We start from the raw sequence: 13636 nt of genomic DNA, 5'->3' as shown, positions 1-13636 counted from the left end.
GGCGCTCACCAGCACCTTCGATATCGGCGACGCGCTCGCGATCACCAGTGTGACGTCATGGGACAAGGGCAGCCTGCGTTTCTACGAGGATACCGACGGCACCGCGACCGAGCTGCTTGAAATCCCCTATACCGACCGGGCGACCCAGTTCGCGCAGGATCTGCGGCTGACCAGCGATTTCAACGGCCCATTCAACTTCATCCTCGGCGCCTATTTCAACCGCGAGAAGGTCTATAACGAAACCACCTTCGAGATCGGCAAGGACGTGGATTCAGACGGATTGCCGGGTGTCACCGATCTGGATTGCGCAGCCGGGGTTCCCGCTCGGCTGCCTGTTCCGCAACAGCTTCGATCAGTTGAAGAAGAGCTATGCCCTTTATTCGGACATGAGTTTCGAGATCAGCGACGCGCTCAAGCTGCGCGGCGGCTTGCGCTACACCAAGGACAAGGGATCGCAGACCAATTTCGAATCCAACGCGCTCGGCCCCAACGGCGTGCTGGTGATGAACCTCATCCCGCCATCGACGCTGCGCTACAGCACCAACAATCTCTCCGGAAAGATCGGGCTCGACTACAAGATCGATCGCGATGCGCTGCTCTACGCCAATTACAGCCGGGGCTATCGCGCGCCGAGCTTCAACGCCCAGGCGTTTTTCGATCCGTCCGAACTCTCGATCGCCAAGGCGGAGAAGATCGACGCGTTCGAACTGGGCGCCAAGACCCAGTTCGCCGATCGCCGCATCACATTGAACGCCGCGATTTTCCACTACAGCTACAGCAACCAGCAATTCATCAATGTCGATCCGGCAACCGCCGCGCAGACGCTGCTCAACATCCCGCGCTCGCGGATCATGGGCGGCGAGGCCGAACTGACCGCACGCGCGAGCGACATGCTGACCCTGCGCGCGGGCATCGGCATCCTCGATACCAAGATCAAGCGCGGCATCGTCAGCGGCGTGAATGTGGCGGGCAACACATTGTCCAACGCCCCCTCCTTCACCTTTGCCGGCGGGTTCGACGCCACGGTGATGGATGGCCCCGGCGGCAAGTTCAGCCTGCATGGCGATCTGAGCTATGCGACCAGCCAATATTTCGAAGTGCTCAACGTGCCCCGGCTGAAGCAGCGCGCCTATGCGCTGCTGTCGGGCCATATCGACTGGGAGTCGGCGGACGGCCGCTGGAACGCGTCGATCTGGGGCAAGAACCTGGCGAACAAATTCTACTTCACGTCGCGCGTCGATCTGCTCGCCGGCTTCGGTTTCGACTATAACCATGTCGGAGCGCCGCGGACCTATGGCATCACCGTCGGCACGCGATTCTGACAATGAAGAAGAACGAGGCGGCCCGCCGCCTGCAAGGAGAGTGAGATGACCGGATACAAGCTGCTGATCGACGGTGCGCTCGTCGATGGCGACATGACCATGGACGTGCTCAACCCCGCGACCGAGGCCGTGCTCGCCACCTGCCCACGCGCATCGGAAGCGCAGCTCGACGCCGCGGTGGCCGCGGCCAAGGCTGCCTTCCCCGCGTGGGCGAAGACATCGATCGCCGATCGGCGCGCCTTGCTGCTCAAGCTTGCCGATGGATTGCAGGCGCGTGCGCCCGAATTCGCGCGGTTGCTGACGCAGGAACAGGGCAAGCCGCTCACCGAAGCGACGGCGGAGATCGCCTATACCGAGGCGTTCATCCGCTATCTTTCCTCGCTCGAACTCGAATCCAGGCTGATCGAGGATGGCGACAGCCGCCGCGTCGAGATGAAGCGCAAGCCGCTGGGCGTGGTCGGCGCGATCATCCCCTGGAATTTCCCCGTGCTGATCGTGGCGTTCAAGCTGCCGATGGCGCTGCTGGCCGGCAACACGATCGTGGTGAAGCCCGCGCCGACGACGCCGCTCACCACGCTGTTGCTGGGCGAACTCTGCGCGGAGATCTTCCCGGCGGGTGTGGTGAACATCGTCACCGACCAGAATGATCTGGGCGCACGGCTGACCAGCCATCCCGACGTCGCCAAGGTCTCGTTCACCGGATCGACCGAGACAGGCAAGAAGGTGATGGCGAGCGCCGCCGCCTCGATCAAGCGCATTACCCTGGAACTGGGCGGCAACGACGCGGCGATCGTGCTGCCCGACGCCGATCCGGCAAAGGCCGCGCCCGGAATCTTTGGTGGCGCTTTCATGAATGCGGGCCAGGTCTGTCTCGCGATCAAGCGCGTCTATGTGCATGACGACATTTACGACGAGATGTGCACCGCGCTCGCCAAGCTCGCCGAGGAAGCCGTGGTCGACGACGGGCTGCTTCAGGGTGCGCAGATCGGTCCGCTCCAGAACAAGGCGCAATATGAGAAAGTGAAGGGCTTCATCGAGGATGCGCGCGCCAACGGCACCATCATCGCCGGCGGCACGGTGGACGATCGCCCCGGCTATTTCGTGCGCCCCACCATCGTCCGCGACATTTCGGACGGCACGAAGCTGGTCGACGAGGAACAGTTCGGCCCGATCCTGCCCGTCATCCGCTTTTCCGACGCGGAAGACGCCCTGGCCCGCGCCAATGCCTCGCCCTGGGGACTGGGCGGATCAGTGTGGTCGGGCGATCGCGACACGGCTTACGATCTTGCCGAGCGGATGGAGGCCGGCACGGTCTGGATCAACAAGCATCTTGATTTCGGCCCCAACATCCCGTTCGGCGGCGCCAAGCAATCGGGCATCGGCGTCGAATTCGCCGAGGAAGGCCTGGCCGAATTCACGCAGATCCGGGTGATCAACGAAGCCAAATGACCCAGGAGCCATTCAACTGGGATCCGCCCGCGCGATATAATTTCGCGCGGGACGAGATCGGCCGCCTTGCCGCCGAACGGCCGCATGTTCGCGCCCTGCTATGGACCGACGCCGCCGGCACGGTGATCGACCGCAGCTTCGCCGAACTGGCCGGCCATGCCGCGCGCGCGGCGGCGGTGCTGGCCGACGCGGGCGTGAAACGCGGCGATACCGTGCTGATCCTGCTCTCGCGCGAGATCGAATGGTGGGAATTGATGCTGGGTTGCCTGGCATTGGGCGCGATCGCCTCACCCGGCACGATCCAGCTCAGCGCCAAGGACATCGCCTATCGCCGCGATGCGGCCCAGGCGACATGCGTGATCGCGGGCGGAGACATCGCCGCACGGGTGGAGGCCGCGCTTGCCGGCCAGCCCGTCGGGCTGATCCATATCGGCGGCCCGCGCGACGGCTGGCGTGACTATGGCGCCGAGAAACAGGCCGCAGCGCCATTGACCGAAATCGCCGACACCGCGTTCGACGAGGATGCGCTCTGCTATTTCACCAGCGGCACCACCGGCCAGCCCAAGATGACGATCCACGGCCATGGCTATGCGCTCGCGCACCGGATCACCGGCCGTTACTGGCTCGATCTGCAGCCGGGCGATCTCCACTGGAATCTCTCGGACACCGGCTGGGCGAAGGCGGCGTGGAGCAGCCTGTTCGCGCCCTGGCTGATGGGCGCGGCGATCTTCGTCAACCACGCGCCAGGCTTCGATCCTGCGGCCACGCTCGACCTGCTGGCGCGTTTCCCGATCACCACGCTCTGCGCGCCGCCGACCGCCTATCGCATGTTCGTCCGTGCAGATCTTGCCGGCCGCGCCTTTCCCGCGCTCCGCCACTGTGTGAGCGCGGGTGAACCGCTCAACCCCGAAGTGATCGATCTTTGGAAGACGGCGACCGGGCTCGATATCCATGACGGCTATGGCCAGACCGAAACGGTGCTGCTGTGCTGCAACCGGCCGGGCGCCTCGCGGATCGGCGCGATGGGCCGCCCCGCCCCCGGCATCGAACTGGCGGTGATCGACGAGACCGGCACGGCCGCACCGCCAGGTACCGAAGGCGATGTGGCGTTGCGTGCGGGCGATGCCCGCCCGCCCGGCCTGTTCACCGGTTATCGCGGCGAACCCGAACGCACCGCGAGCGTCTTTCGCGACGGCTGGTATCTGACGGGCGATCGCGCGATCGTCGACGAAGATGGCTTCTTCTGGTTCGTCGGCCGCGCCGATGACGTCATCCTCTCCGCCGGCTACCGCATCGGCCCGTTCGAAGTCGAAAGCGCGCTGTTCGAGCATCCCGCCGTCGCCGAAAGCGCGGTGGTCGCCAGCCCCGATCCGACGCGCGGCGAAGTGGTGAAGGCGTTCGTCGTGCTCGCGGCAGGACATTCGGGATCGGACGCGCTCGCGGCTGAGCTTCAAAATCATGTGAAGGCGACAACCGCGCCCTATAAATATCCACGCAAGATCGAATTCGTAGCAAGCTTGCCCAAAACCGTCAGCGGCAAGATAAGGCGCAAGGAACTGCGCGAACAGGAATGGGCCAAGGCGGAAGCATGACCGACAGCTATGTGAAGGGCGCGGATACTCCGGCGCTGATCGAAAAGACGATCGGCGCGCAGTTCGACGAGACGGTCGCGCGTTTTCCCGACCAGCTCGCGCTGATCGTCCGTCATCAGGGCGTGCGCTGGACCTATGCCGAGCTGGCCGAGCGCGTCGACGCCCTGGCGCGCGGCCTGCTTTCGGCGGGGCTGGAACCCGGCGACCGGATCGGCATCTGGGCGCCCAACTGCGCCGAATGGACGCTGATGCAGTTCGCGACCGCCAAGGCGGGGCTGATCCTGGTGAACATTAACCCGGCCTATCGCACCGCCGAACTCGAATATGCCTTGAACAAGGTAAGCTGCGCCGCGCTCGTCCTCGCGCCGTCGCACAAGACCAGTGACTATGTCGCGATGCTGCGCGAACTGGCGCCCGAACTGGCCGGCGCCGCACCCGGCGCGCTCTATGCCGCGCGCCTGCCCGCGCTGCGCCTGGCCGCTACGCTCGGCGACGCATCGCATGCAGGTTGCCTGCCCTTCGCAGCACTAGCTGCCGGCGGCGACGCGACGCTTCCCGATGCGCTCACGCCCGCCGACGCGGTCAACATCCAGTTCACCAGCGGCACCACGGGTTTTCCAAAGGGCGCGACGCTGTCGCACCGCAATATCCTCAACAATGGCCAGTTCGTCGGGCGTGGCATCAAGCTGCAGCCGGGCGAACGCGTCTGCATTCCCGTTCCGCTCTATCATTGTTTCGGCATGGTGATGGGCAATCTCGCCTGCATCGTTCACGGCGCGACCATGGTCTATCCGGCGGAGGCGTTCGATCCGCTCGCCGTGCTTGAGGCTGTCGAGGCCGAGGGCTGCGCCGCGCTCTACGGCGTGCCGACGATGTTCATCGCCGCGCTCAATCACCCCGAATTCGACCGGTTCGACCTGCGCTCGCTGCGCACCGGCATCATGGCGGGATCGCCCTGCCCGATCGCGGTGATGGAGGAAGTGATCGCGCGCATGCACATGCGCGAAGTGACGATCGCCTATGGCATGACCGAGACCAGCCCGGTCAGCTTCCAGAGCGAAACCGACGATCCGCTGGATCTGCGCGTCTCCACCGTCGGCCGCATCCAGCCGCACCTGGAGGTGAAGCTGGTGGATGCCGATAGCGACACCGTCGCGCGCGGCGAAACCGGCGAACTCTGCACGCGCGGCTATTCGGTGATGATCGGTTATTGGGACGATCCGGCGCGGACGGCGGAGGCGATCGACGCCGAAGGCTGGATGCACACCGGCGACCTCGCGACGATCGACGAGGACGGATACTGCCGGATCGTCGGCCGGATCAAGGATATGGTGATCCGCGGCGGCGAGAATATCTATCCGCGCGAGATCGAGGAATTCCTGCTCACCCATGATTTCATCGCGGACGCGCAGGTGATCGGCGTGCCCGACGATCGCTATGGCGAGGAATTGTGCGCCTGGATCGTGCTGCGCTCCGGCGCCTCGCTCGACGACGAAGGCGTGCGCGCCCATTGCCGCGGGCGCATCGCCCATTTCAAGATTCCCCGGCACATCCGCTTCGTCGAAACCTTTCCGATGACGGTGACCGGCAAGGTCCAGAAGTTCGCGATGCGCGAGGAGATGATCGCGATCTTTGCCGGCCGGGGCTAAGAGCCTGTTTGAGAAAGCGCGGAAGCGCGCTTTCCGGAGGCGGTACCGGCTTTTCCAAACAGCCTCCAAGTCCGGCGACGATGGCGGCTCGAGCGGACAGTAATTCGCATCGACGGCGCCGTGACGCTTTGCTTCGCCCGTCTTTCGACTATGACAGGCCGGCATCGCCGTGCTGCATCTGGAGACATTCGTGCGTAAGGGAATTGTGCTGGCCGGGGGAACAGGCACACGCCTCTATCCGGCAACGCGCGCGCTGAGCAAACAGCTCATGCCGATCTACGACAAGCCGATGATCTATTATCCGCTTTCGGTGCTGATGATGGCCGGCATCCGCGAGATCATGGTCATCACCACACCGCACGAACAGGCCGCGTTCGAGAATTTGCTGGGCGACGGATCGGATTGGGGAATCACACTCAGCTATGCCGTCCAGCCCGAACCCGGCGGACTTGCACAAGCCTTTCATATCGGCGCGGATTTTATCGACAACGGCCCGAGCGCACTGATCCTGGGCGACAACATCTTCTACGGCCATGGCCTGCCCGAACTGCTGGCGCGCGCGGACGCCCGCGTCTCGGGCGCCACCGTGTTCGGCTATCATGTCGCCGACCCCGAGCGCTATGGCGTCGTCGAGTTCGACAAGGCGTTCCGCGCGATATCGGTCGAGGAGAAACCGACGCGGCCACGGTCCAACTATGCGGTCACCGGGCTCTATTTCTACGATCATCATGTTATCGATTATGCGCACCGGATAACGCCATCGGCGCGCGGAGAGCTGGAGATCACCGACGTCAACCGCCTCTATCTGGAGGAAGGCGCGCTCAACGTCGAACTGATGGGGCGCGGCTATGCCTGGCTCGATACCGGCACCCATGCCTCACTGCTCGAAGCGGCGCATTTCACGCAGGTGATCGAGGAACGCCAGGGCCTCAAGATCTGCTGCCCGGAAGAGATCGCCTGGAATCAGGGCATGATCGACGACGCCCAACTGCTTCGCCTCGCCGAGCCGCTGAGCAAAAGCGGATATGGCCATTATCTGATGAAGCTGCTCGAACAGAAAGCGCGCGCGTGAAGCTGGTCGATACCGAATTGGCGGAGGTCAAGATCGTCGAACCGGCCGTGTTCGGCGACGATCGCGGTTTCTTCATGGAAAGCTGGAACGCCGCCGCCTTTGCAAAGGCAGGGCTCGATCTGCGCTTCGTCCAGGACAATCACAGCCGCTCGGCGAAGGGCGTGCTGCGCGGGCTTCATTATCAGCGCCGCCGGCCTCAGGGAAAACTGGTCCGCGTCGTGCGCGGCGCGGTGTACGATGTCGCGGTCGATATCCGCCGCACCTCGCCCGATTTCGGCAAATGGGTGGGCGTGACGCTCTCGGAAGCCAACAAGCGCATGTTGTGGGTGCCGCCGGGTTTCGCGCATGGCTTCCTCAGCCTGGAGGACGGCACCGAATTTCTCTACAAATGCACCGATTTCTATGCACCGGATGACGAGCATTCGCTGCGCTGGTCGGACCCGGCACTCGCGATCGAATGGCCCCTGGACGGGATCGGCGCGCCGCAGCTTTCGGGCAAGGATGCGGCGGCGCCCGGGCTCGACGCGGCGGACGTCTTCGCATGAGACTGCTGCTGCTCGGCGCCGAAGGACAGGTCGGCCGCGCCATGCGTGCCGCCTGCCCCGCCGATGCATCGCTGATCGCGCTCGGCCGCGATGCCTGCGACCTGTCCGACGAAGCGTCGGTCCGCGCCGCGATCGCGAACGCCGAGTGCGACTGGCTGGTCAATGCCGCCGCCTATACCGCCGTCGATCGCGCCGAAAGCGACGAAGCCCTGGCCCGGACCGTCAACGGCACGGCCCCCGGCTGGATCGGCGCGGCCGCGCGAATGGCGGGGATCCGGGTCGCGCACATATCCACCGACTTCGTCTTTGATGGCAGCGCCGGCACGCCCTATCGGCCCGACAGCCCGACCAACCCGCTCAGCGCCTATGGCCGCTCCAAGCTGGCCGGTGAGACCGCCCTGCACTCCGCCGATCCCGATGCGCTGATCGTGCGCACTTCATGGGTCCATGCCGCGCAAGGCAGCAATTTCCCGCTGACGATGTTGAGGCTGATGCGTGAGCGCGACGAGATCCGCGTCGTGGCCGATCAGACCGGCTCACCCACCTGGGCGACGACGCTGGCCGACAGTCTGTGGCGCCTGATCGCAGCGGATGCGTCGGGAACGCACCATCTGACCGATGCGGGCATCGCAAGCTGGTACGATCTGGCGATGGCGGTGGCGGAAGAAGCCCTCGCGCTCGGCCTGCTGCCTCGCATTCCCACCATAACGCCGATCGCCACCGAGGATTACCCTACCCCGGCACGGCGCCCGGCCTATAGCGTGCTCGACAAGAGTTCGGCCTGGGCGCTGCTCGGCGGCCCTACGCCGCATTGGCGGTTGTCGCTGCGCAACATGCTGAAGGAAGTGACAGAGCGTGCCTAACCTTCTCGTCACCGGCGGCGCCGGCTTCATCGGCGCCAATTTCGTTCGTCATTGGGCAGCCAGGCGCCCGGCAGATACCGTAATCGTGCTCGATGCGCTCACCTATGCCGGCAATCGCGCCAATCTGGCAGGCATCGACGTGCCGCTGATCGAAGCATCGATCTGCGACACCGACCGGGTTCGCAAGATCCTTCGCGACCACGCTATCGACACGATCGTCCATTTCGCGGCGGAAAGCCATGTCGACCGCTCGATCGATGGGCCCGACGCCTTTATCGAAACCAATATCGTCGGCACGCACAGCCTGCTCAAGGCCGCCAAGGCCGAATGGCTCGATACCGGTATCGTCGGCGGGCGCGACCGCCGCTTCCATCATGTCTCCACCGACGAGGTCTATGGCAGTCTGGCCGCCGACGGTCCCGCCTTCAGCGAAACCACGCCCTATGCGCCCAATTCGCCCTATTCCGCGTCGAAAGCGGCGAGCGACCATCTGGTGCGCGCGTATCACCACACATTCGGCCTGCGCACAACCACAAGCAATTGCTCGAACAATTACGGGCCCTATCAATTCCCCGAAAAGCTGATCCCGCTGTTCCTGATCAATTGCCTGACGGGCAAGCCGCTGCCTATCTATGGCGATGGCCTGAACATACGCGACTGGCTGCATGTCGAGGATCATTGCCGCGGCATCGAACTGGTGCTCGAACATGGCCGCCCCGGTGAAACCTATAATATCGGCGGCGGGCAGGAATTGCCGAACATGGCGGTGATCGACGCGATCTGCACCACCGTCGATCGCGCCTTCGCGGCCGATCCCGCGCTGGCCCGGCGCTTCCCGCAAGCCCCCGCCGCGCGTGGGGAAGCGAGCGCGTCGCTCAAGACCTATGTCACCGACCGGCTGGGCCATGACCGCCGCTATGCGATCGACGAACACAAGGCCCGCACCGAACTCGGCTATGCCCCATCGCGCGATTTCGCATCGGGCTTCGCCGAAACGCTCGACTGGTATCTCGGCAACGAAGACTGGTGGCGCGCGGTGCTTGATGGCAGCTATCGGACGGTCGCGTGAGCAAACGTGCCTTAGATCTGGCGCTCGCACTGATCGCGCTGCTTCCAGCGGCATTGATCAGCATGGTGCTGGCGATCCCCATCTGGATCGAGACCCGCGCAAATCCGCTGTTCGTGCAAACCCGGGTCGGACGTCACCGCAGACCCTTCCGGCTGATCAAGCTGCGCACGATGCGCCCGGATACCCAGCATCGCGCCTCACACGAGGTCGGCGCCAGCCACATCACGGGGACGGGCCGCCTGCTCCGCAAGACCAAGCTCGACGAACTGCCGCAGATCTGGAACGTACTGGTCGGCGAGATGAGCTTTGTCGGGCCCCGCCCCTGTCTGCCTTCGCAGAAGGAACTGATCGACGAGCGCGAACGCCTGGGCGTCCACGCGCTACGACCGGGCATCACCGGCCCGGCGCAGGTCGCGGGGCTCGACATGTCGACGCCAGCACGATTGGCGGTCGCCGATGCGGCCTATCTCGGCCCCTGGTCCTTGACCCACGACCTCCATCTGATGCTGCGCACTGCCTTTGGCGGCGGCCGGGGCGACGCCGCCGACAGGGCGTGAATTGACTTGACCGGCCGTCTCTCCATAGGGACTGCAGATCAGTCATCGCAGGAAGATCATCGAATGCCGTCCGGAGAGAAAATCGCCCTGATCACCGGCGTCACAGGGCAGGACGGCGCATATCTGGCGCGGCTTCTGCTTGAGCAGGGCTACGAAGTCCATGGCGTGAAGCGGCGCAGTTCGTCATTCAACACCGGCCGGATCGAAGACATCTATCAGGATCCGCATGTCGAGGGCGCGCGCTTCCATCTCCATTATGGCGACATGACCGACAGCACCAACCTGATCCGGCTAGTGCAGCAGACCAGACCGACCGAAATCTACAATCTGGCGGCGCAAAGCCATGTCCAGGTGAGCTTCGAGACGCCCGAATATACCGCCAATGCCGACGCGATCGGCACGCTGCGTCTGCTGGAAGCGATGCGCATCCTGGGCATGGAGAAAAGCTGCCGCTTCTACCAGGCGTCGACTTCGGAGCTTTACGGCCTGGTGCAGGAGGTTCCCCAGAGCGAGACCACGCCCTTCTATCCGCGCTCGCCCTATGCGGCGGCCAAGCTCTACGCTTACTGGATCGTCGTCAATTACCGCGAAGCCTATGGCATCCACGCCTCCAACGGCATCCTGTTCAATCATGAAAGCCCGCTGCGCGGCGAAACCTTCGTCACGCGCAAGATCACCCGCGCCGCCGCCGCGATCAGCCTGGATCGGCAGGACCGCCTGTATCTCGGCAATCTCGACGCCAAGCGCGACTGGGGGCATGCGCGCGAATATGTGCGCGGCATGTGGCTGATGCTCCAGCAGGACCAACCGGACGATTATGTTCTCGCCACCGGTGAAGCCACATCCGTACGCACCTTCGTCGAATGGGCGTTCGATGATGTAGGCATCACGCTCGAATGGCGTGGCACGGGCGCCGACGAGAAGGGATATTGCACGAAGAGCGGCCGCTGCCTGATCGAGGTAGATCGGCGTTATTTCCGCCCGACCGAAGTCGACCTGCTGATCGGCAACCCGGCCAAGGCGCATGCCAAGCTTGGCTGGCGGCACGAAACACCGGTGCGAGAACTGGCCCGCGAAATGGTCGGCGAGGATCTCAAGATCATGCAGGACGCCCCCATCGCGAAGGACGCATGATGTTCGGCCTGTCGGGCAAGCGTGTTTGGGTGGCCGGACATCGCGGCATGGTGGGCAGCGCCGTGGTCTACCGGCTCGGGCGGGAAGGATGCGACATCCTGACTGCGGGGCGCGACATGCTGGACCTGGTCGACCAGCGATCGGTACGCGAATGGATCGCCCGCGAACGTCCCGATGCAATCGTGCTGGCAGCCGCTCGAGTGGGCGGCATTCTGGCAAACGACACCTATCCCGTCGATTTCCTCTACGATAATCTGATGATCGAGGCCAACATCATCGAAGCCGCCCATCGCGCCGATGTGAACCGCCTGCTTTTCCTAGGGTCGAGTTGCATCTACCCCAAGTTCGCGCCGCAGCCGATTCCAGAGGATGCGCTACTCACCGGTCCGCTCGAACCCACGAATGAATGGTACGCGATCGCCAAGATCGCGGGGATCAAACTCGCCCAAGCCTATCGTCGCCAATATGGGCGCGACTATATCTCGGCCATGCCGACCAATCTTTATGGACCCGGCGATAATTTCGATCTTCAATCCAGCCATGTCCTGCCCGCGCTGATCCGAAAGGCGCATGAGGCGAAACTGACCGGCACCAGCGAGATTGGCATCTGGGGCACCGGCACGCCGCGCCGCGAGTTCCTGCATGTCGACGATTGCGCCGACGCCTGCACATTCCTGCTGAAGAACTATTCAAATGCCGAACACGTCAATGTCGGCTCCGGAGAGGATGTCACCATCCTCGAGCTGGCGCGGCTGGTGTGCGACGCCATCGGCTTCACCGGGGGGATCGCCACCGATCCGGGCAAGCCTGACGGCACGCCGCGCAAACTGATGAGCGCCGACAAGCTGCGCGGGCTGGGCTGGACACCCAGCATCGGATTGCGCGAGGGGATCGCGGCGACTTATGACTGGTTTCTGGCGAACCGGATCTGATTGCGGCACGGGACAATCTGATTTGACGAAGCGACTGAAAACAGTGTCGACATCAGCCCATCGCATTCCGCGCGCTATCAATCTCGTGAAATATCTGCTTTTTCCTGGACCAACCGACACCGAAGAGAATCGCGGACGGGAGCGTTTGAGACGAACATTCATCAACGGCTTTTCGTCTTTGCTGTCACGCTCTTCGACGATTCTTACGCTACTGATCTCCGTCCCCTTGGCGCTGCATCATCTCGGATCCGAGCGCTTCGGCATGTGGATGATCATAAGCTCCTTTGCAGCCATTTTAAGCTTTGCCGATCTGGGCATCGGCAATGGTGTAATCAACTTGGTATCGCGTGCTCTGGGGCGTGACGACCAGCCAGGAATTCGCAGGTCGATCTCCGGCGGACTGGTCATTCTTTCCATGATCGGATTTGCGCTGCTCGCTGCCCTGATCGCGTTGTACCGATTTATCGACTGGCCGGAGATCTTTCAGGTCAAATCTTCGCTCGGGATCGAAGAAGCGGGCCCATCCGCTGCGGCGTTCATCGCGTGCTTCGCAGTCGGCATTCCGGCCGCGCTTGCGGCGAATGTACAAATCGCGCTTCAAAGAGGGTATGAAGCCAGCTTCTGGGCCGGATTGGGCGGCCTCATGTCCTTAGGCGGCCTGGCTGCGGCAATCGCACTGGATTTCGGAACGCCGATACTGGTGCTGGTGCTGTTCGGCACACAACAATTCTGCAATATCCTCAATTGCTTGATCTTCTTCATCTTTCGCAGGCCCGATCTCGCTCCAAGCTTTTCGGATGTGGATCTGACAACGATGAAGGACCTGATGCGTATCGGGTCCACTTTCCTGGTGATACAACTGGTCGTGGTCGTTTCCTTCAGGATCGACGCGGTACTGGTCACCCAGTTTTTCGGCGCTTCCGCTGCAGGCCAGTATAGCCTCGTCGAACGGTTATTCGCGATCGTAGCCATGCTGCAGATTGTCTTTCTATCACCACTTTGGCCCGCATATGGTGAAGCGATCGGCCGCGGCGATCACGCATGGGTCAAAGCCACCGTTGTACGATCCCTGTTTCTGACGATCGCCCTGACCGCTGTGCTTGCCGCCATACTCGTGCTTTTAAGCGGACCGCTCATGACCTTGTGGATCGGTTCACCACTGGATGTGCCGATCACATTGTTCCTGGGTTTCGCGGTCTGGCGCGTGCTGGAGGGAGTCGGCAGCGCGCTGGCGATGCTGATGAATGCCGCAGGCGCCCTGAAGATGCAGTTGGCGATCGGCTTCGTCATGTGTGCAGCAGCGCTGCTGCTGAAGCTCTTATTCGTTCCCCGATTGGGGATGGCGTCCATGATATGGATGACCAACATCGCCTATTTCCTGTTCGCAATCATACCGCTTGCCGTGCTGATACCATCGCTTGTCCGCCGCCTGGGCAAGGCTGAATGACTTGC

The 13636-nt window shown here is 63.3% G+C and carries 12 protein-coding genes; all 12 read left to right on the top strand.

Annotation, left to right across the window (positions count from 1 at the left end):
* Window positions 1-287: 287 nt before the first annotated feature.
* The 12 genes from K7G82_RS29625 to K7G82_RS00745 all read left to right on the top strand — a co-directional run bounded on the left by K7G82_RS29625 (window position 288) and on the right by K7G82_RS00745 (window position 13631).
* Window positions 288-1322 (top strand): TonB-dependent receptor, encoded by a 1035-nt coding sequence (locus K7G82_RS29625; protein ID WP_343228496.1) that lies wholly within the window; start codon window positions 288-290, stop codon window positions 1320-1322.
* 45 nt (window positions 1323-1367) lie between these two features.
* Entirely contained in the window at window positions 1368-2771 is a 1404-nt protein-coding gene (locus tag K7G82_RS00795; protein ID WP_222987916.1) for an aldehyde dehydrogenase family protein, read from the top strand.
* On the top strand, window positions 2768-4363 hold the full coding sequence (locus tag K7G82_RS00790) for an AMP-binding protein (protein WP_222987915.1): 1596 nt from the start codon (window positions 2768-2770) through the stop codon (window positions 4361-4363). Before K7G82_RS00795 ends, K7G82_RS00790 begins: the two co-directional genes overlap by 4 nt.
* Window positions 4360-6012 carry an AMP-binding protein gene (locus tag K7G82_RS00785; RefSeq protein ID WP_222987914.1) on the top strand — a complete coding sequence of 551 codons (1653 nt, stop codon included), beginning with the start codon at window positions 4360-4362 and terminating at the stop codon, window positions 6010-6012. The genes K7G82_RS00790 and K7G82_RS00785 overlap by 4 nt, the downstream gene beginning before the upstream one ends.
* A 190-nt stretch (window positions 6013-6202) precedes the next feature.
* A complete protein-coding gene (gene rfbA / locus K7G82_RS00780) occupies window positions 6203-7084 on the top strand; it encodes a glucose-1-phosphate thymidylyltransferase RfbA (protein WP_222987913.1) in 882 nt (293 codons plus the stop codon).
* On the top strand, window positions 7081-7629 hold the full coding sequence (gene rfbC / locus K7G82_RS00775; protein ID WP_222987912.1) for a dTDP-4-dehydrorhamnose 3,5-epimerase: 549 nt from the start codon (window positions 7081-7083) through the stop codon (window positions 7627-7629). Before rfbA ends, rfbC begins: the two co-directional genes overlap by 4 nt.
* Window positions 7626-8492, top strand: a complete 867-nt coding sequence (gene rfbD, locus K7G82_RS00770) for a dTDP-4-dehydrorhamnose reductase (RefSeq protein WP_222987911.1) — start codon at window positions 7626-7628, stop codon at window positions 8490-8492. The genes rfbC and rfbD overlap by 4 nt, the downstream gene beginning before the upstream one ends.
* Window positions 8485-9561, top strand: coding sequence for a dTDP-glucose 4,6-dehydratase (rfbB, locus tag K7G82_RS00765; protein WP_222987910.1), 1077 nt, complete (start codon window positions 8485-8487; stop codon window positions 9559-9561). The genes rfbD and rfbB overlap by 8 nt, the downstream gene beginning before the upstream one ends.
* Window positions 9558-10118, top strand: a complete 561-nt coding sequence (locus tag K7G82_RS00760) for a sugar transferase (RefSeq protein WP_222987909.1) — start codon at window positions 9558-9560, stop codon at window positions 10116-10118. Before rfbB ends, K7G82_RS00760 begins: the two co-directional genes overlap by 4 nt.
* A 63-nt stretch (window positions 10119-10181) precedes the next feature.
* A complete protein-coding gene (gene gmd / locus K7G82_RS00755) occupies window positions 10182-11252 on the top strand; it encodes a GDP-mannose 4,6-dehydratase (RefSeq protein WP_222987908.1) in 1071 nt (356 codons plus the stop codon).
* Window positions 11252-12184, top strand: a complete 933-nt coding sequence (gene fcl / locus K7G82_RS00750; RefSeq protein ID WP_281422953.1) for a GDP-L-fucose synthase — start codon at window positions 11252-11254, stop codon at window positions 12182-12184. The genes gmd and fcl overlap by 1 nt, the downstream gene beginning before the upstream one ends.
* A complete protein-coding gene (locus K7G82_RS00745) occupies window positions 12156-13631 on the top strand; it encodes a lipopolysaccharide biosynthesis protein (RefSeq protein WP_222987907.1) in 1476 nt (491 codons plus the stop codon). Before fcl ends, K7G82_RS00745 begins: the two co-directional genes overlap by 29 nt.
* Window positions 13632-13636 lie beyond the last annotated feature (5 nt).

Source organism: Sphingomonas colocasiae (genome assembly GCF_019880585.1).
Classification (GTDB): Bacteria; Pseudomonadota; Alphaproteobacteria; order Sphingomonadales; family Sphingomonadaceae; genus Sphingobium_A; species Sphingobium_A colocasiae.
Note: the sequence above shows the minus strand (reverse complement) of the source record. Positions and strands in the feature narration are given on the sequence as shown.